The 20,779-nt window shown below is 38.9% G+C and carries 15 protein-coding genes and 1 pseudogene; 9 read left to right on the top strand and 7 right to left on the bottom strand.

Features of this window, described 5'->3' with window-relative positions; translation table 11 throughout:
• The first annotated feature begins 72 nt into the window (after window positions 1-72).
• Together yhbY and J576_RS00080 are read left to right on the top strand one after the other, a co-directional pair.
• Window positions 73-396: a ribosome assembly RNA-binding protein YhbY gene (gene yhbY / locus J576_RS00085; RefSeq protein ID WP_000729551.1), complete on the top strand. Its 324-nt coding sequence runs from the start codon at window positions 73-75 to the stop codon at window positions 394-396.
• Window positions 397-410: 14 nt separating this feature from the next.
• Window positions 411-947: a DOMON-like domain-containing protein gene (locus tag J576_RS00080; RefSeq protein WP_002048508.1), complete on the top strand. Its 537-nt coding sequence runs from the start codon at window positions 411-413 to the stop codon at window positions 945-947.
• 59 nt (window positions 948-1,006) lie between these two features.
• Here J576_RS00080 and J576_RS00075 read toward each other — a convergent pair whose 3' ends face one another.
• Window positions 1,007-1,594, bottom strand: coding sequence for a flagellar basal body-associated protein FliL (locus J576_RS00075; RefSeq protein ID WP_002048572.1), 588 nt, complete (start codon window positions 1,592-1,594; stop codon window positions 1,007-1,009).
• Window positions 1,595-1,907: 313 nt separating this feature from the next.
• Between J576_RS00075 and carA the strand changes: the two genes are divergently transcribed.
• From carA to greA, 3 genes are all read left to right on the top strand, one after another.
• Window positions 1,908-3,047, top strand: a complete 1,140-nt coding sequence (gene carA, locus J576_RS00065) for a glutamine-hydrolyzing carbamoyl-phosphate synthase small subunit (protein WP_031950607.1) — start codon at window positions 1,908-1,910, stop codon at window positions 3,045-3,047.
• Between the two features lie 14 nt (window positions 3,048-3,061).
• Window positions 3,062-6,292 carry a carbamoyl-phosphate synthase large subunit gene (carB, locus tag J576_RS00060; RefSeq protein WP_002048602.1) on the top strand — a complete coding sequence of 1,077 codons (3,231 nt, stop codon included), beginning with the start codon at window positions 3,062-3,064 and terminating at the stop codon, window positions 6,290-6,292.
• An 87-nt stretch (window positions 6,293-6,379) separates the two neighbouring features.
• Entirely contained in the window at window positions 6,380-6,856 is a 477-nt protein-coding gene (greA, locus tag J576_RS00055; protein ID WP_002048557.1) for a transcription elongation factor GreA, read from the top strand.
• A 69-nt stretch (window positions 6,857-6,925) separates the two neighbouring features.
• Here the strand turns inward: greA and J576_RS00050 are convergent.
• Window positions 6,926-7,523: pseudogene (locus tag J576_RS00050) on the bottom strand (TetR/AcrR family transcriptional regulator); the annotation flags it as partial.
• A gap of 139 nt (window positions 7,524-7,662) precedes the next feature.
• On the opposite strand from J576_RS00050, the gene J576_RS00045 reads away from it, so the two are divergent.
• From J576_RS00045 to J576_RS00035, 3 genes are all read left to right on the top strand, one after another.
• Complete coding sequence (locus J576_RS00045; RefSeq protein ID WP_081404054.1) at window positions 7,663-8,052, top strand: RidA family protein; 390 nt, start codon at window positions 7,663-7,665, stop codon at window positions 8,050-8,052.
• Window positions 8,053-8,167: 115 nt separating this feature from the next.
• The gene (locus J576_RS00040; RefSeq protein WP_002048504.1) at window positions 8,168-8,800 is read left to right on the top strand and encodes a CatB-related O-acetyltransferase; all 633 of its coding nucleotides are present in this window, start codon (window positions 8,168-8,170) and stop codon (window positions 8,798-8,800) included.
• Between the two features lie 123 nt (window positions 8,801-8,923).
• A complete protein-coding gene (locus tag J576_RS00035) occupies window positions 8,924-9,361 on the top strand; it encodes a universal stress protein (protein ID WP_002048591.1) in 438 nt (145 codons plus the stop codon).
• A 37-nt stretch (window positions 9,362-9,398) separates the two neighbouring features.
• Here J576_RS00035 and J576_RS00030 read toward each other — a convergent pair whose 3' ends face one another.
• Together J576_RS00030 and J576_RS00025 are read right to left on the bottom strand one after the other, a co-directional pair.
• A complete protein-coding gene (locus J576_RS00030) occupies window positions 9,399-10,145 on the bottom strand; it encodes a hypothetical protein (RefSeq protein ID WP_004707334.1) in 747 nt (248 codons plus the stop codon).
• Between the two features lie 25 nt (window positions 10,146-10,170).
• Window positions 10,171-10,500 (bottom strand): MGMT family protein, encoded by a 330-nt coding sequence (locus J576_RS00025; RefSeq protein ID WP_080660891.1) that lies wholly within the window; start codon window positions 10,498-10,500, stop codon window positions 10,171-10,173.
• Between the two features lie 79 nt (window positions 10,501-10,579).
• On the opposite strand from J576_RS00025, the gene J576_RS00020 reads away from it, so the two are divergent.
• A complete protein-coding gene (locus tag J576_RS00020) occupies window positions 10,580-11,296 on the top strand; it encodes a zinc metalloprotease (RefSeq protein WP_025467685.1) in 717 nt (238 codons plus the stop codon).
• Here J576_RS00020 and J576_RS00015 read toward each other — a convergent pair.
• The 3 genes from J576_RS00015 to J576_RS00005 form a co-directional block, all read right to left on the bottom strand.
• Window positions 11,293-13,017 (bottom strand): CapA family protein, encoded by a 1,725-nt coding sequence (locus tag J576_RS00015; protein ID WP_033855444.1) that lies wholly within the window; start codon window positions 13,015-13,017, stop codon window positions 11,293-11,295. The genes J576_RS00020 and J576_RS00015 overlap by 4 nt on opposite strands.
• Window positions 13,014-14,669, bottom strand: a complete 1,656-nt coding sequence (locus J576_RS00010) for a glycoside hydrolase family protein (RefSeq protein WP_002048500.1) — start codon at window positions 14,667-14,669, stop codon at window positions 13,014-13,016. The genes J576_RS00015 and J576_RS00010 overlap by 4 nt, the downstream gene beginning before the upstream one ends.
• 146 nt (window positions 14,670-14,815) lie before the next feature.
• The coding region (locus J576_RS00005) for a BapA/Bap/LapF family large adhesin (RefSeq protein ID WP_147520472.1) at window positions 14,816-20,779 on the bottom strand (5,964 nt) is incomplete at its 5' end.

Genomic DNA, 20,779 nt, shown 5'->3' with positions numbered 1-20,779 from the left:
TATACAGTTTTTCGTACATTTGATTTTAAGTTTTTTGCTATACTAAGTCGTTTTTAAAATCAGGTATTTTTAATGGCCGCTTTATCTATTCATGAACGTAAACGTTTACGTCAAATTGGTCACGTGCTTAATCCGGTTGTCATGATTGGTGGACAAGGCTTAACAGATGCTGTAATCGAAGAAACGCTTCGTGCTTTAAATGATCATGAACTCATCAAAGTAAAAATTGCTGGTGAAGACCGTGAAGCTCGTGCAGCTGTAATTGATGCAATTGTAGAAGCAACTGGCGCTGAAGCTGTGCAGAAAATCGGTAAAATCGTTTTACTCTACAAAAAAGCAGCTAAGCAAAACCAACACTTATCTAACCTCGTTCGTCACGCTCACTTAGCAAACTAACTTATTGACTACTTATGGCAAGTTACGAACTTTCAGCTTTTGATCGTTTTCATGCTGTTTCTGTTGTTGGCGCAATTGAACAGCAAGCCCCGCATACATTAAATGTGGGTTTTTGGATTCGTGATCCAAACCAACTTATTATCTGGCCCCAAGAAGTCGCGGCTCATCCTCGTCAAGATTTTTTGTGGGAAGAGACTTGTTTTGAAATTTTTATCGGCGTGCATGATGAAGATTTCTACCGGGAAATTAACCTTTCCCCTTCTCAAGCATGGCAGACCTACCAGTTTGAAGAATATCGATATCCGGAAAGCATGCCTCCCCTCGTTGCTTACGATATCGAACTAAATCATCTCAAGCGTACCCATTATGGTTTAAATGTAAGTCTTGATTTAGGTCAGTTTATGCAACAGCACCGTTTGAAATGGGCAAACCTTTATTTAGGTTTAACTGCTGTTTTAAAAACAAAAGATGGTATGCAGTACTATGCAATGCAGCATAGTGGCAAGAATGCTGATTTTCACAATAAACGTGATTGGCTGCATCAGTTTTAAAAAAATAAAAAAGCGAGAAATTAATTCTCGCTTTTTTATTGAATTTTAATCTTCAATTCTTAGTGATCTCTTGCTTTGTTCCAAGCCTCAACCGCATTATTTTTTGTGCGCTTTAAACTCTCACTTAAAGAATCTTTATGTTTTAAAGAAATTTGACTAATGTCACCCTTAAGTTCTTTAGTCACTTTCGTTAAATCTTCAATTAATGCATTAATTTCAGCTTTTAATGTATTTTTCAGTTCATTTAGTCCTTCTTGAGAAGTATTGAACTGAGCTTTAATCACATCAAGACGTTGTAAAATATCTTGTTTAATCTGAGCAAACTGGTTTTGAATATTCTGATTCAATTCTTGAGTTTCAGCCTCAATTTTTTCTTCAGTCTCGGTAATTACAGCTTTAACTTGTTCTTGAGTTTCTGCAATAGCTTCTTTAACTTGCGAAGTTGCTTCATGAGCGACTTCTTTCACCTGTTCTGTTTTTTCAGCTACAACTTCTTTTACCTGTGTTGCTTTTGTACTCACTGCTTTTTTAGCTCGAGTTGTTGTTTTCGCTACAGCTTCTTTTGCTTCAGTTACTTCGGCTTTAACCGTCTCTGCTACAGACGAAGCATTCTCAGCTATATCTTTTGAAACTTGATTATTGCTCATGCTATTTCCTCATATTGTTTATTTTTTAGCTAGCATTACAATAAGTGGAATTGGCTTATTTCAGCCACCAGATTGTTAGACAATTTGCTAAAAGTATCAATTTCAGACAAGCGGATGAGTTTTTTTGCAAAAAGCAAGCAAGGAATTATATTTTTTAATCGAAAATAAATAGACTTTTTAGGGTTCCATGCGTATAATGCGCTGTTAAGTTACAAGCGGGCAGACCGATAGGGAGGGGCATGTTTTTTTAGAACATTGCCTATCTTTTTTAGGTCTACTCGCTTTTTTACAGCCGAAATTCAGGAGCTTTGGTTTGAGCCCCCCCGCCATTTTAGCCCTCGCAGATGGAACGATCTTTAAAGGAACGTCAATCGGCGCAACGGGAAGTACGACTGGAGAAGTCGTTTTTAACACAGCCATGACAGGCTATCAAGAAATTTTGACTGACCCAAGTTATGCACAACAAATTGTGACATTAACTTACCCTCATATTGGTAACACTGGTTGCAACGAAGAAGACGTTGAATCTGGTCGTATCCATAAAGTATGGGCGAATGGTTTAATTATTCGTGACCTTCCACTATTACACAGCAACTTCCGTTCTGAGCAATCATTAAGTGAATATCTGCAAGCACACAATGTTGTCGCAATTGCTGATATTGACACACGTAAACTTACTCGTATTTTACGTGATAAAGGTGCACAAAATGGTTGCATCCTTGCCGGCGAAAATATTACTGAAGAAGAAGCGATTGCTAAAGCTCGCGCTTTTGGTGGTTTAAATGGTTTAGACCTTGCAAAAGAGTGCTGTGATCCAACAGGCTTTGAATGGTCTGAAGGTTCGTGGGTATTAGGTAAAGGCTTTACTCAACCTGAGTTAAAATACCACGTGGTTGCATACGATTATGGTGTCAAAACCAACATCTTGCGTATGCTTGCAGACCGCGGTTGCAAACTCACTGTTGTTCCTGCTGAAACTCCGGCTGAAAAAGTATTAGCACTTAATCCAGATGGCGTATTCCTTTCAAACGGCCCTGGCGACCCAGCTGCTTGTGATTACGCTATCGAAGCTGTAAAAACTATTGTTGAAACCACAACATTACCTGTATTTGGTATCTGTTTAGGACACCAAATCTTGGCACTCGCTTCTGGTGCAAAAACTGTAAAAATGAATCATGGTCACCACGGTGCGAATCATCCTGTACAAAATCTTGAAGATGGTACAGTGATGATCACCTCTCAAAACCATGGTTTTGCTGTAGATGCAGAGACATTACCGGCTAACTTAAAAGCAACGCATAAATCATTGTTCGATGGCACCTTACAAGGTATCCATCGTACTGACAAACCAGCTTTCAGCTTCCAAGGTCATCCTGAAGCAAGCCCTGGTCCACATGATTGTGCCCCATTGTTCGATCACTTCATCGAACTTATCGAAGCATCTAAACAGTAATTAAGGAGCGAATAATGCCTAAACGTACGGATATTAAAAGCATCTTAATTATTGGTGCTGGTCCAATTGTTATCGGTCAGGCTTGTGAGTTTGACTACTCTGGTGCTCAAGCATGTAAAGCGCTTCGTGAAGAAGGTTACCGTGTTATTTTGGTTAACTCTAACCCAGCGACCATTATGACTGACCCTTCAATGGCTGATGCAACTTACATTGAGCCAATTACTTGGCAAACTGTTGCTCAAATCATTGAAAAAGAACGTCCAGATGCGGTCCTTCCAACTATGGGCGGACAAACTGCACTGAACTGTGCGCTTGCACTTGATGAAAATGGCGTATTAGCGAAATACAACGTAGAACTTATTGGTGCAACGAAAGAAGCGATTGAAAAAGCCGAAGACCGTAAACTCTTCGACATCGCTATGCGCAAAATCGGTTTAGAGTGTCCAAAAGCTGCTATTGCTGAAACCATGGAAGAAGCATTGGAAATCCAATCTCGCTTTGGTTTCCCAGTAATTATCCGTCCATCATTTACAATGGGTGGTTCAGGCGGTGGTATTGCATATAACCGTGAAGAATTCCTTGAAATTTGTGAACGCGGTTTCGACCTCTCTCCTACTCACCAGTTATTGATTGATGAATCTTTAATTGGCTGGAAAGAATACGAAATGGAAGTTGTTCGTGACAAAAACGACAACTGTATTATCGTATGTGCGATCGAAAACTTTGACCCAATGGGTGTTCACACAGGTGACTCAATCACTGTAGCACCAGCTCAAACATTAACTGACAAAGAATACCAATTGATGCGTAATGCTTCAGTTGCGGTTCTTCGTGAAATTGGTGTTGAGACAGGTGGTTCTAACGTTCAGTTCGGTATTAACCCGAAAGACGGCCGTATGGTTGTGATCGAGATGAACCCTCGTGTATCTCGTTCGTCTGCTCTTGCTTCTAAAGCAACTGGTTTCCCGATTGCAAAAATTGCTGCGAAACTAGCTGTTGGTTATACCCTTGATGAATTGAAAAATGACATCACTGGCGGCGTAACTCCAGCAAGCTTTGAACCATCAATCGACTATGTTGTAACGAAGATTCCTCGTTTTAACTTCGAGAAATTCCCACAAGCAGAACCTGTATTAACCACTCAGATGAAATCTGTTGGTGAAGTCATGGCAATCGGTCGTAACTTCCAAGAATCTGTACAAAAAGCATTACGTGGTCTTGAAGTTGGTGTAAGCGGTTTTGATGAAAAAATCGAAGCTGGTGCAACAAACGTAAAAGAAACCATTTTAAAAGAGCTTAAAGTTCCGGGTCCTGAGCGTATTTGGTACGTAGCAGATGCATTCCGTCATGGCTTTTCTTTAGATGACGTATTTGAAGCAACTAAGATTGACCGTTGGTTCTTGATCCAAATTCAAGATATCGTTAAGACAGAAGCTCAAGTAAAAACTTTAGGTTTTGGTGATCTAACTGCTGAAAATATCCGTTCGTTCAAACGTAAAGGTTTATCTGACCTTCGTATTGCGAACCTTATGGGTATTTCTCAAAAGCAATTCCGTAAGCAACGTTGGAACTTGGGTGTTTATCCAGTTTACAAACGTGTTGATACATGTGCTGCAGAGTTTGAATCTGGTACAGCATATATGTATTCAACTTACGATGAAGAGTGCGAAGCAAATCCATCAAACCGTGACAAGATCATGGTAATTGGTGGTGGTCCAAACCGTATTGGTCAAGGTATCGAATTTGACTACTGCTGTGTACACGCTGCTTTAGCAATGCGTGAAGACGGTTATGAAACAATCATGGTGAACTGTAACCCTGAAACTGTTTCTACCGACTATGACACATCTGACCGTTTATACTTCGAACCTGTAACACTTGAAGATGTTCTTGAAATCGTACGTACTGAGAAGCCAAAAGGCGTAATTGTACAATACGGTGGCCAGACTCCACTTAAATTAGCACGTGCTTTAGAAGAAGCTGGTACTCCTATTATCGGTACTTCTCCAGATGCCATTGACCGCGCGGAAGACCGTGAACGTTTCCAACAAATGATTCAACGTTTACAGCTTCGCCAACCAAACAACAGCATCGTAAAATCTGCTGAAGAAGGTATCTCTGAAGCTGCGAAAGTTGGTTATCCGTTAGTTGTTCGTCCATCTTATGTATTAGGTGGCCGTGCAATGGAAATCGTATATAACGAAGATGAACTTAAACGATATCTTCGTGAAGCAGTACAGGCTTCTAATGAAGCGCCTGTTCTTCTTGATCACTTCCTTGATGATGCAACTGAAGTTGACGTTGACTGCGTATCTGACGGTAAAGATGTCGTAATCGGCGGTATCATGCAGCACATCGAACAAGCTGGTATTCACTCTGGTGACTCTGCATGTTCTATCCCTCCTTACTCTCTTTCTAAAGAAGTACAGGATGAAATGCGTCGTCAAACCGTTGCTATGGCGAAAGAACTTGGTGTAGTTGGTTTGATGAACGTTCAGTTCGCAGTTAAAGGCGACGATATTTACGTTCTTGAAGTAAACCCACGTGCATCACGTACTGTTCCGTTCGTATCGAAATGTATTGGTGAATCTCTAGCAAAAGTAGCTGCTCGTTGTATGGCGGGGCAATCACTTGAATCTCAAGGCTTTACTGAAGAAATCATTCCAACTCACTTTGCTGTGAAGGAAGCTGTTTTCCCATTTGCTAAGTTCCAAGGCGTAGACCCAATGCTTGGGCCTGAGATGAAATCTACAGGTGAAGTAATGGGCGTTGGTAAGACATTTGGCGAAGCGTTCTATAAAGCCGTTTTAGGTTCGAATGATCGTTTACCTGGTCTACCAACTGAAGGCGAAGAAAAAATTGCTTTCTTATCTGTTCGTGAATCTGATAAGAAATATATTGCTGATATCGCTAAAAAGTTCGTAGCTTATGGCTTCAAACTGGTAGCAACAGGTGGAACGTATAAAGTACTTAAAGAAGCAGGTTTGGAATGTGAATCTGTAAATAAAGTAACTGAAGGACGTCCACATATTGTTGACCGCTTGAAAAATGGTGAAATACACCTTATTGTCAACACTACTGAAGGCAAACAAGCTCAATATGATTCTGCAATGATTCGTCGTGCTGCCCTCCAAGGCAAAGTTTATTACACAACGACTATCAATGGTGCAGAAGCAGTTTGCCAAGCCTTTGCTGTGAAATTGCCAATGGATGTATACCGCTTGCAAGATTTAACTGTAGGTTAATTTTTTTCCGATAAGTCCCGCCACCTTATCGGTGGCGGGATTTTTTCATTTTTTTAACTGTGTTTTCTCAACTTAAGAGGGACCGAAATGCAACGTTATCCAATGACCCCTGAAGGTAAAATCGCCTTAGAGAAAGAATTACAACATCTGAAATCTGTTGAACGTCCACGTATTACTCAAGCGATTGCTGAAGCACGTGAACATGGGGACTTAAAAGAAAACGCAGAATATCATGCTGCTCGTGAACAGCAAGGTTTCTGTGAAGGCCGTATCCAAGATATCGAAGGGAAATTGGGTGCTGCACAAGTCATCGATGTTAAAGACTTAGAACAAAACGGTCGTGTTGTATTCGGTGTTACGGTAACGATTGAAAACCTTGATACTGAAGAACGTAAGACTTATAAGATTGTTGGTGATGATGAGGCTGATTTTAAAATCAATAAAATTTCAGTAAATTCACCAATTGCACGTGGCCTTTTGGGTAAAAATGAAGGTGATGAAGTAAAAATTACCACTCCTCAAGGCGAAGTTGAATACGAAGTTGTAAGTGTAGAATATCTTTAATTTTTAATTAGATATACTTAGGCTATAAGACCCCTCAATTGAGGGGTTTTTACATTTAAGACAAATAGTAAAAAATTCACTATGCGTCTTTTAAAAAACCTGATGCAAAGATTTGAAAAGCATTTAATGCTTCAGGAAGTACCTGTTCAGGATATTCACTAGAAGCCACCCATAAGGCTGCATTCATGGCAGCACCATTTAAAAGCACTGCTGCTGCTTCTGGATCTACAATTTTAATTCGTTCCTCTATCAAAAGCTGTTCAACGCACTCACGAGTAGACTGCAAACATCTATTTTGACTTGGCCAATGCGCCGGATCACCCAACACTGCAGGGCCATCACGTAGCACAATACGCTGAAATTCAGGCTTCAAAGCATTTTGAATATAAGTCTGCCCTTCAACTAGTAATCCTTCCCAAAGATCATCAAACTGCTCTCGATGCTGCTGAGCATATTCGGCCATCTGTGAATCAATTTGTTCTACAACTGCTGCAAATAAACCACGCTTATCGCCAAAATGATGATAAAGCGCCCCACGAGTCAATCCTGCCTCGGCCGTGAGTTTATCCATTGAAGTATCGGTATAGCCATATTCCGCAAATGCATGACGTGCTACTTCAATTAGTTTTTTGCGGGTTTCCGCCATTTTTCTTTCACGAACAGACATATATTTCACCAGCTAATCATCACAAAAAATATTAATTGACATACGCCTCGTATGTCAATTAAGTTTACATACGAAGCGTATGTGAAAATTAACCGACATTTATTGATTAGAAATTAAATACTGAAGGAGAACAAACCTGATGAGAACTGCAATATTTCCCCAAAATCGTCATGCCTTATATGAACAGCATGGCTATTCAGCCGCAATTCAATCGAAAGATTTACTCTTTGTTTCAGGGCAGGTTGGTAGCCTGGAAGATGGCTCGCCTGTACCTGATTTTGAAAAACAGGTAACACAAGCTTTTAAAAACTTAGAAGAGACATTAAAAGCAGCAGGTTGCACTTTCGATGATATTATTGATGTCACTACCTTTCATACGGATCCCGAACGGCAGTTTGAAAGTATTATGAAGGTTAAAAATCAAATCTTTACACAAAAGCATTATCCCAACTGGACAGCTGTTGGCGTAACTTGGTTAGCGGGTTTTGATTTTGAAATTAAAGTCATTGCACGTATTCCTCATAAGTAATGAAGACAAATTAGTACGTGCTTTAGTATTCGATTCACTAGCTGAACTGAGATTATTGGTTCAGCTTGAATCGCAATTCGGTATAATGACTTATTCCCTTTTTTATATCTTCCTTATGGCTGAAAAGTTAATTAGCTCCCCTGTCCGCCATTGGTGCGAATTTGAATTTATTTCCAAAACTGTAAAAAATCCGAATATCCATATTAAAGGTAATTATTCTTACTACTCAGCCTACTGGGATCAAGGTTTTGAACGCTGTGTCGTACGCTATTTACACGACAAACCATCTACTCCCGATAAACCAATCGATCAGCTTTATATTGGTAATTTTGTATGTTTTGGCGCTGAGTGTGTGATTATGATGGGTGGTAATCAGCTTCATAGACCAGACTGGATTTCGACTTTCCCTTTTGATACCCGCAGTTTTTTAGCAGCTGGCGACACCATCATTGCAGATGGTTGTTGGATTGGAAGCCGTGCCATGATTATGCAAGGTGTAAAAATCGGTGAAGGTGCTGTTATTGCAACTGGAGCCGTCGTAACAAAAGACGTCCCACCCTATGCAATTGTAGGTGGAGTTCCGGCAAAAGTTATTAAATACCGTTTTCCTCAAGAACAAATCGACAAACTACTTGCTTTAAAACTTTATGATTTAGATGAAAAACAAGTTTTAAAAATGCGTGAATATTTGCAAACTGATGATATTGACGCTTTAACAATCCATATTGAAAATTTAAGAGATAAGTAAAATATATTCTCAAGTTTTTCTTGTTTAAAAAATCACAAATGATTACGTGGCCGAATTTAAATCGTAAGAAAAGAAGTATAAAGTATTGAATAAATAAGCATCATTACAATAAGGAACATTCTCATGTTATACCAACATATTCTTGTACCAATTGACGGTTCTGAAACATCTATGGTCGCTATGAAAGAAGCGATCAAACTTGGCAAAGCATTAAATAGTAAAATTACTATCATACAGGTCATGGCACTTGATCCAATTATTGCAGATCTTTATGTAAAGACTGGTCAAACCAATGAACTAATTGAGCGGACTAGAACATACTTACTTGATATTTTAGAACAAGCCAAACAACAGTTTTTACAAGAAGGTCTTAGCGTAGAAACCAAATTACTTGAAGGTTTCGTTGTGCATGAAGAAATTATTCAAGCTGCACAAGAGCTTAATGCTGACTTAATTATAATGGGCTCTCATGGCCGTACAGGCGTACGAAAACTTGTATTAGGAAGTGTTGCACAAAAAGTTTTAGGTGAAAGCCATATTCCTGTTTTAATTGTTCGCTAAAAAATGCCTGTCTGGCTCAATTCGGCCAGATAGGCACCTATTTTTTAAAAGGAATAACGTCTTCTCTTGATTGCTCAACCGTTATTGTTTTTTTACTTTTAAAAGCATCCCAAGAATAATTTTTATAATTTAACTGCCATAAATAGTAAGATTGACCGATATCTTTAAACCTAATATTTAATGTCATCCATGTTTCATCATGGCAATGCTGTGACTTCTTATACTCTCGTTCTGAAAAACATGCCCGAATCATTTTACTCGAAGAAAAATTAATATCTTTTAAGGCAACTTGATACTGCCCTTTAGACTTAAGCTCAATAAAATCAGCGTTTTCCTCAAAGCGTCCTCCTCCAGAATAACCAGTAAACCATGTGTTTAGCACTGCTATTGCATGCTCATTTTTATTGAGTGGATATAGTGCTGGAAAGATTTTGAGTCCATTAGGGCCTAAATCATCAGAATGTGGCTCTTTATTACTATGTTCATAATTTTTAAAATTCCACTGATTCAACACCGTATATTGATTATTTTGCTTTTTAACTTCAGCAATTTGTGGAGTTTCATCTATTAAATAATAAGTCTGATCTTGTGTGTTTTTGACTTTCCATAGCTTAGCTTCATCGCTACATTTATGACTTAACTGCTGACAAATCGAATGTATATCTTGTGATGAGACTTTCACATTTATAAAAGGTTGAGCTGAAATAGCCTGCTCTGCAAAACTCGATTGCACTGTTAAACCTAGTAGTAATATGGCTAGACTCTGCCATTTATAATTCTGCATTTGTATTTGTTCTCTATTAATAATTTTAAGGTTGCCATGCGAACTGCTTTAAGTTCACTTTGCCATTCAACAAATAGACTCCTTCAGCTTCAAGCTTTAACTGCTGAACATTTTCACCTTTTTCATTAAACTTACTTAGGCTAATTTTACCTTGTGAGTTAATAACACGGTACCAAGGAACTTGATGATCTGCATCAAGATGCTTAAGAACATAACCTACTAATCTGGCGTGTTTGGGTAACCCTGCCATACGTGCTATTTGTCCGTAAGTTGCTACTTTTCCATATGGAATTAGAGCAATCACTTCTAAAATCTGTCGATGTAGTTCATACTGAGTTGTCAAAGTGGAATCCATAAAAATTGACATCGTTCATATCATATAAAAATTTACTTTAAATCTCTTTAAAAGAATATGCAGAGACATTGCGATGAATATGAAAAAAACCTTACTGATGATTACAGGGACACTTCTGTGTGTTTCTTGTACGACCCGCCCTCCTCTACAAACGCCAGATTTATCAGAGGAACCTGCCAATAATAGACCTGTAGTTCCAATTACTTTCGTTTTTACTACAGACAATCCTTCTGCTGCACGCTTTGATAACCTTACACAAATGCGAAAAGAAGTCCGCATCTTAAATAAATATTATTTAGATGACCAAGGCAATAAAATCTTTAATTTCAAATTAAACCGTTATATTTCTTACCAAGATTTTTCAAAAATGCATTGCGAACTTGGTAATGAAATAAACCAAGCTCGTCCTATTTCTATAGGCTCGATCCCTGCAAGTGTGAATGCATGCTTTCCTAAACGAACAGCACATAAAGAGGTCATAGTCTTTATATACGATGCGTATTCAAAAAACTTAGAATTTGATGATGTTACTAGTCGTACATTCCGTAATAATGGAAAACCCTTTATTTTATTAGACTGGAATCGATTAAATTACAATATTCAAGCGGGTAGTATTCATGAAATGGGCCATGCTTTCGGCTTAAAACATGTATGTGTACCTAATGCAACTAAAACCACCCCCACCAATATTATGGCCAGTGCTGAGTGTAAATTAGGCAGTGGCGGCTTAAGAAATTTGGGGTTTACTCAAACACAGCTTCAAACCATCTTATCAACTTATAAACAATATTCTTAAAATTTAATTTCAACATATCTCCCCAAGTTATCTTGGGATGCCATGTAATTCTCATGGGTCAGTAAAGATGTCATATAAGTACTGGCCTTTGAGAAATCTTCAATATCTACTGGATACGGCTGCCAAAAAGTTTTTAAGTTATCCGTATAAATTGGATAAAGACGAAGTAAGTCATTTGCCAAATCGAGTTTGGCTATACAACCAAATGGCAAAGCATTTTGCTGTTCATATTCTCCATCACTATTAAACACAGCATTACCAATACCAAACACAACAGGCTTTTGATTGATGATCTGGATTGGCTGAATAGTATGAGCGCCATGACCAACTATAAGATCAGCTCCTGCTTGAGTAAGAATAGTCGCGAGTTTAGTTTGGTCTTTTGTAATAGGCTTAAAGTCGATACCCCAATGACAAATAACAATAATTTTGCGCTCTGGATGATTCTGCTTATAACGCATTATTTGTTCAAGTAAAACACCATTTAAACAAGCTACTCCACTTCTTGCCCCTAGTGCATAGAAATCATAGTCTAGATAAGCACTGACTCTATGCCAATAACCATTAAAAATCGCATAGTGCTTAGCTTCAAAAGCTATTTCAAAGTAATTGTGAGCATCTTTTTGGTTCAGTCCAGCGCCAATATAAGCAATACTCGCCTGATCCAACTGTTGTAATGTATGGGCTACTCCTTCATCACCATAATCCTTCAGATGATTGTTCGCCAACATCAAATAATTCAAATGAATGCTCTTAAACTCTTCTAATGTTTTTTTAGCGTCGGCTTTTAGAATGAATGGCTTTTTATCTTTTAACGGCGATTGGTTTTCTAAAGAAAAGACTGCTTCAAAGTTAGCTATGTTTATGTCATTTTTACCTAAAAATAGCTGTATTTTTTCAAATGAATAGTGATATCCATACTGCTGTAAAGCATCTGTTTGTCCTCTAGACTTACGCTTTTCAGTATACATTTCACCGAAATAGGTATCTCCCAGAATATTGATAATGCCTGTTTGAGAAGAACATTTTTTTGCCTCGACATACTTTTCTTGAAAAAAATGGTAGTACGGAACCAAATGCTCAAGACGGTGAATAACATCTAAAAAAGAGAAAATTCCAATGCTCTGATTCTGTTCAGAATAAGTGATATAAATCTGTCTAAAGGTATGTGAGAGATATAAAACCGAGGTGAGTACTGGATGAGCAAGCAAAGGTGTAATCGGTTGATATACTTTATTTTTAAAAAAAAGTGTTTTGATAAAGAAAAGGTTCTTTAGCTCGGCTGGATAGCTATAAATATTTTTTGCCAACAAAAATAGATTTTTTAATTGATTAGGCGCTTTTAAAGTTAATTTGTAGTTTTCCGCTCTCTTAGACAAGATCAATTGAGCTTGCTCAACGGAATCAAACAGTATATTGCTTAAGGCATCTTTAACATCATTTGCCTGAGTAAAAATTACGAATTGTAAAATCTGGGCAAATGTATAAGATTCATTTTTTTCCAAGCCCAAATATTGTTCACCAATTTTCTTATTTTTTTGTTCAGAAACCCGATAGACTTTATCAGCTTGAACTTTTTTTTGATGGAATTGTTCTAATGCATAATCAATCAATAATAAAGTAGAAATGTCTCCATCAATTTCAAATGTCCAAATTGCCTCTTCAAATTGAGCATGATCAAGAGAGGCTAGCAGCTTAATTTCAAATAGAGGATCAGTCATATCTCCTCTCCTTCGAAATCTTTTACGTAAGCAATGTAGCCAGACAAGTTATGTTCCTGATCATCAATTCTTACTCTAAAACGATCATGTCGTACATAAAAAGCATTTAATATTTTATCTGGACGCGCCATGTACATCGCTATTTCCGGATAGAAAAAACCTGTGGTTTGAAACTCAGCCCGAAATGTAATCAGTTTTTTTAATTCGTGCATATAAGCTTGTTCAAAAAGTTTTTGATGGCCTTGCTCTTTTAAACGATTTACCATTTTATAAGCAGCCATTAGCATTTCTAACAAAGTTGCATACGTTGTTTTTCTATTTCGAATAAAAATAAAATGTTTTAAATAATTATTTAAACCAAAAATAAAATATTTTTCTTCAGGACATATTTTTGTAAGCTCATTGGTACAGTAACTTAACCAATGATCATGATATTTTTCATATCTTTTATAAATAAAATTTTCAAACATTAATTTAACAGCGTCTAATAATCTTTTATCCTGATTTATTTGATACAACCTGAGTAAAGCTAATGCTGCTTCTCCATCATAATAAATGATTCTAAACTTTTCTTTTAAATCATAGTCTGGATAATTTAATACATGAGTAGTTAATCCATCTGAATCAACTAATTTTAAAATACCATTTGCAAGTTTCTCTGCATATTTTAAATAATCTGTTTTTTGAGTAATTTCCTGATATTTCGTTAACATTAAAATAGCTGCTGCGTTTGCACCTAATTTAATTTCAAACTCCCCTTCTTTACCATCAATCATAAAAGCAGTTGTAGAGTCTTTTTCTTTATAGAAAGTAGTAAGAGCGTATTGAATTGCTGCAATAATTTTAGGCCAGTACTCAGGTTTATCTTGTAATTCGAAAGTTTCTAATAGTGCATAAAGCGAAGTACAGTGACGTACCGTATTATAGTTCCGTATATCACGATCATAAGCAGGAAAATAGCCATAAATGAATTTGCCATTTTCTTGAATCTGGCTGTGCAAAAACGCTGCATTTTTCTCAATGAGCTCTCTAAAATGCAGCTTCTTATTGGTCGCAATACCTCTAATACCATTTGCATCATAACGGCTTGCTAAATTAATAAACTGTCCATTTTCATAAAAAGTTGCATAGGTATCGAAAGTCCAAATGTCTTGCAGCTCTTGTAGTCTAATTTGTGGTTTAGGAGCGTTATATTTTTGCTTAATTGCATAGTTGAGATTGGTTTCATCAAAAAAGTTAGGTTTGTCATAACTCAAACCTCGAATAATTGCTTTGCCATATATCTCTTGCTCAAGAAAAATTACCGAACATGCTTCATCAAATGCAATTCCTCTGCGGTAATGATTATTATGAAATTGATGATGAACAAGTTGTTCTATTTGACTCCAACTTTGTTTTTCTAGGTTGTAGGCAACATCAATTTTTATATAGTCTGGAAGTTGATCTGGAGAAAACTGTCTATTAATAAAATCGAATAACTGTATAGTTGCTTGTGAAAAAGCTGTTTTTTCGGTATGCCAGACACTACATCTTTGATCTTTAGGACCAAATGATATAAACAAAATTGTTTTTTCCGGAAAGTCTGAAACATGCTGAACGAAATGTTCCAACCAAAGCTTAAGTTGTCTTTTAAAGTCTAGAAATACCGACACTCGAATTAAGTCCCTATTCGTTATTTGTTGTTCTATAAAATTTTCAATACATCATAGCATGAACTCTTTAAAAGCTCAGTTAACGTATTGTTTAAACATAAAAAAGAGAACCCTAGGGTTCTCTTTTTTATTTGGTTAATTATCTATTAATAGATAATTTGACCGTTGTTAAGAAGATCATTAAGCGTTAATGATGTTCTAGCTTGATCCAAATGAATCGTCAACAATTGCGTACTTGAATAAGTTAAACCTAAGCCATCACGGTCTACACTAATGGTGGCGTTTTGTGTGGCAGCGTCATAGCTTACAGATACATACTGACCAATGGTTAAACTGTTTGGATGAGTAAGTAACAAGTTACTAATATCGATCTTATCAGCTTGACTATCAGTTGCTGTATTACCTACATGGAAATCAGTCCATCTATCTACACCACCAGCAGTTGTGTTACCACCTGTTGGGCTATTCACACTAGCAGCAGTCAACGTGTTGTAAATCAAGGTATCCGAGCCATTTCCAAGCGTAAATGTATCATTTGCTCCTGTACTTACAGCTAGGCTATTCAACTCTTGACTTAAGTTGATCGTTAATGTGCTAGTTGACTCTGCACCAGTCACCGATACGAGTTTGTAGTTAATCGTATCAATCGTAGCATTTGCCGCAGTATCAAGAGCTTTATAGTAGTACGAACCATCATGGTAGAGATACAACGTACCTTCGCCAGTATTGATCGCCTGACCAGCAGCAATTTGGTAATTTCCTGGTGTAACTTCAACATATAGTTGAGAAGCAGCCGAAGTATCTGCAACTCCACCAGTTGTATCGCCTAACAAGATATTGCCGTGAATCCAATCAGACTGACCATCAGGTGTATAAGTATCTAGATGGGTTGTTTTGGTCGTTACAACTGAATCAAGTGACATATTACCAATTGGAAGTAAGCTAGATAAGCTAAATACCACTCGATAAGTACCAGCAGATAAATGAGATACATCAGCTGAGTATGCTGGTGCACCTAAAATACCTGCCAAAGCGGTCGCAGAACCTGAGTAAACTGTATCAACCCACGCTCCCCCAACAAATTGTTGGATCTTATATCCAGTCGTTGGTAAAACAGACAGGCTTAAAGATGCTAAATAGTTCAACTGAACATGTACATCAGTAACAGTATTAGCTGCAACAACAAATTGGTTCGATGTCACTGTACTACTTAAAACTGGAGGTAATGTACTAAGCGATACGTTACCACTTGGTACATCAACAACTGCATCAGTCACTTGTTTCATACTAACAGTTGCATGATTAGTATCAGCATTTGCTACAGGTAACGGTATTACCGCATCTGCACCAGGGTTAACATTATTCCAAGTGATATTCACATCTGGAGAACCAATTTGGATATGCAATGTTGCTGTGTCTGTTCTACCAGTTACAGGGTCTGTCACTGTATAGGTAAAGCTATCAACTTTTCCTATATTTTGTGTGTTCGCTGTAGCTTGATAACTATAAGTACCATCAGCATTAATCGTTAAGGAACCATAAGCACCCACAATAACTGTTGATGAACCTACATTTACAGCCTGCGTATTACCAGTTTCAGAAGTGACAGAAGTCACAACTGTCGTAGTCGTAATATAGTCTGGCGTATAGTTTGGTCCATATACAGCCGAGTTGTCGTCTGAAAGAACATTGCCTGTAACCGGAGTTACAACCAAGTTAGGTACTTGCGTAATATCACCATTATTCAAAGTAATACTTGCTGTAACGCTACCTAGAGCTGTTAGAAGCGTATTGCTTTCCATAAATAGCTCATAGCTACCAGAACCTAAATTATCAACTTTGAATTTCACTTCAGAGCCAAAGATACCTAATAGATCAAGCACTCCAGTATTCGCGCTATCTGCAATTACTGTACGAGTACCGTCTGGATTTACTCGTGTTAATACCACATGTAAACCATCAACAACTGTAGCTACTGAACCAAAGTTAACCGAGATGATAGCTTCAGACACATGTCCTTCAGCTACATTAAAGGTTGCTGTACCTTGTTTAGAGCCAATAACGACTCCGCCAACTCCTAACAACCAGTTATAACTAATCGCGTTACTAAGAACTTGTTGTGTAGTTGGGTAAACCATGTCAATTGCTGCTGAAGCAACGTTATCCATTGCATCAACTGGAACATGACCTGTAATTACTGCAGGCTGAGATGGATCTGCTGCATTCCAAGTCATAGCAACCTTGTTACTATCCAAGTGGACATACAAGACAGCTTGAGATGTATTACCTGTTGCTGGGTCTAGTAACGTATACGAGAACTGATCAACTTTACCAAGGTTTAGACCATCTGCATTTGGTGTATAGGTATAATTACCATGTTGATCAATCACTAACGTACCGTAAGTACCAGTGATTGTAGTTGTACCCGTTGCGTTAACGGCATTTCCATTCACTGCTGAGATCACTGCATTATTACTTGCAGCATCTACTGCACCATTAATACCAGCATCTTTGATGACGTTACCAGAGATCGGATCAACTGAATATCCAGATACAACATATGGGTTATACACATCCATTGTACCTGTCAATGTACCACCAATACCCACACCTAGTAGACCACTGTAGCCCATAAATGCACGATATTGTCCTGGATCTAGCCCTTCAATGACTGCTGTTGGAGTACCTCCTATTAGAGATAGACTAACTAAAGTCACTTGTGGGTTATTTCCGCCAATAGATACCCATTGTCCTGTTGCAGCATCATATTTTTGAACAACAATCGAATAATCATTCAATACACCAGCGTTGAGTAAACCACTGAATGTAAATGTCGCAGTACCTTGACGGTCAGCATCCACATTGAATGCAACTGTTGGTTTACCAAGGAGCTGTAAATCTAGACCTGCTAACGATACTGCAGCTACATAACTTGCACTACCAAGTGCTACGTCATTCGCAACAAGTAAAGATTCCGGATTAATTTCAGCAACTGCCAAGTTATCTGCAGCTTTGACAGAACTTAACTGAATGTTAAGAGCTGCTTGAGCTACATCACCAGTTACAGAATCTTTTAACGTATATACAAAGTGATCAACCTGTCCAACTCCAGAAGCATTTTGATTTGGAGTGTAAGTGTATGAACCATCAAGGTTAATCACCAATGTACCGTATGTACCATTAATGATTGTGCCATTAGCAAGAACAGGTTGGTTATTAACTTCACTCACAACTGTATTTGGAGTTACGACATCAGCTTGACCGTTTGAGTTAACATCTACGATCACATTACCATCTGCAGCTTCTGTATAGAAACCACCGATTTGGGTTGTATCATAAATGTCCATAGTACCTGTTAAAGTACCTAGTAAACCAATACCTGCCAGACCGTTATAAGTCATAAAGGCACGATATTGTCCTTGCTCAAGCCCATCGATAACAACACCTGGTGTAGAACCTAATAAAGTCAGGTGAAGAATATCTGCTTGACCACCGCCATATATAGAAGTCCATTGACCAGTAGCTGTATCAAATTTTTGTACAACTAATGAGTAATCAGATAGAGCATTAACCCCTATTAAAGCACTGTAGGTAAATGTCGCATTACCTTCTTGGTTGGCAGCTACATTAAAGTTAACCGCTTCAGAACCAAGCTGTAAGTTAAGTCCAGCAAGTGATACAAGCGCCAAGTAAGTTTTACTACCAAGAGCCGCATCATTTGCGATTTGTAATGGCTGTGGAGCAAGAACAGCTGTATCAAAGTTGTCATATGCAATGATAGAAGAACTTGCAATTGTATAACTTTGTGTAGCTTGCAAATTACTACTGTTGCCAGCAGCATCCGTAAAGGTTGCTTTTGCATCAACTGTCAAATCAGTATCAGCTACAAGCTGGCTACCAGGTACACCTATTGTCCATGTTCCATTCGCCGGATCTACTACAGCCGTGTAATCCGTGCCATTAACGTTAACAACAACCGAGGTAACAGTTGCATCAGCAGGAATAGTCACTGTTCCAGTAATATTTACTGTTCCTGCAGTCTCAACCGGACTAAGGATGTTATCACCTGTAATCGGATTAATCGCAATTGCAGCAGCATTAATGTCTGGTGGCGTAGTATCCACAGTTACTGTGACATCAGTAGCATTATCGATATTGCCTTGCGCATCTACTGCTTGGGCATGGATAGTCACTGGGCCATCTGCAGTTACTGCGATCGCAGCAGTGATATAACCATTGCTTAAGTCAGTTGCATTGACTGTATAGTTAGTGCCATTAACATTTACAACAGTACCCACCGCTGCATCTGGACCTAATCCTACACGGGCATTAAAGCTACCGTCTGTACCAAGTTCTGATGCATTGATGATGCCGTCAATGTTTAAATCATCCGGTACTGTAATCGCAGTGATTAAATCAGCTGGTGTGGTATCTACAGTTACAGTGACATCTGTTGGACTACTGATGTTGCCTTGCGCATCCACTGCTTGGGCATGGATAGTGATCGGGCCATCTGCTGTTACAGGAATCGCTGCTGTGATATAGCCATTGCCAAGGTCAGTTGCATTCACTGTGTAGTCAGTGCCATTAACATTCACAACAGTACCTACCGCTGCATCTGGACCCAATGCTACACGGGCATTAAAGCTGCCGTCTGTGCCAAGTTCTGATGCATTGATGATACTGTCAGCATTTAAGTCATCCGGTACTGTAATCGGACCAAGCAGGTTCGCTGGAACAGTATCGACATTCACGATTACATCTGTTGGACTGCTGATATGACCTTGTGAATCCACTGCTTGTGCATGGATGGTGATTGGACCATCTGCAGTTACAGGAATTGCTGCGGTGATATAGCCATTCGTCAAGTCAGTTGCATTGACAGTGTAGTCAGTGCCGTTAACGTTTACGACTGTGCCGACCACTGCATCTGGACCCAACGCTACACGGGCATTAAAGCTGCCATCTGTGCCAAGTTCTGCTGCATTGATGATACCATCAGCATTTAAGTCATCCGGTACTGTAATCGGACCAAGCAAGTTCGCTGCTGCAGTATCTACAGTCACGACCGCGCTACCTGTGCCCACATTACCTGCAGGGTCGGTTGCTGTCACAGTCACAGTATGCGGACCGTCAGCCAACACTGGAAGTGTATTGTCTGCAAGTGTCCAGGTACCGTTGCCATTGTTCACCGCAGTATAGTCCACACCATTTACAGTCACGACAACAGTCGCTGCTGGATCGTTCACTGTACCTGTTAATTCAGGCGTACTGTCATTTGTGGTTACATCACTTAAAGCAACTGTCGGCGCTGTCGTATCTAAAGTTACAGTGACATCTGTTGGGCTGCTGATGTTGCCCTGCGCATCCACTGCTTGTGCATGAATGATAATTGGGCCATCTGCTGTTACAGGAATCGCTGCTGTGATATAGCCATTGCCAAGGTCAGTTGCACTCACTGTATAGTCAGTGCCATTAACATTCACAACAGTACCCACCGCTGCATCTGGACCCAATGCTACACGGGCATTGAAGCTACCGTCTGTGCCAAGTTCTGATGCATTGATGATACCGTCAGCATTTAAGTCATCCGGTACTGTAATCGAACCAAGCAAGTTCGCTGCTGTAGTATCTACAGTTACAGTGACATCTGTCGGGCTGCTGATATGACCTTGTGAATCCACTGCTTGGGCATGAATGGTAATTGGGCCATCTGCTGTTACAGGAATCGCTGCTGTGATATAGCCATTGCTTAAGTCAGTTGCACTCACTGTGTAGTCAGTGCCGTTAACATTCACAACAGTACCTACCGCTGCATCTGGACCCAATGCTACACGGGCATTAAAGCTGCCGTCTGTGCCAAGTTCTGATGCATTGATGATACCGTCAGCATTTAAGTCATCCGGTACTGTAATCGGACCAAGCAGGTTCGCTGCTGCAGTATCTACAGTCACGACTGCACTGGTTGTACTTACATTACCTGCCGGGTCGGTTGCTGTCACAGTCACAGTATGTGGACCGTCAGCCAACACTGGAAGTGTATTGTCTGCAAGGGTCCAACTACCGTTGCCATTATTCACCGCAGTATAGTTCACACCATTTACAGTCAC

It is taken from the genome of Acinetobacter sp. 766875 (assembly GCF_000582055.1).
Lineage (GTDB): Bacteria > Pseudomonadota > Gammaproteobacteria > Pseudomonadales > Moraxellaceae > Acinetobacter > Acinetobacter nosocomialis.
The sequence above is the reverse complement of the archived record's forward strand: the minus strand, read 5'-3'. Positions and strand labels throughout refer to the sequence as shown.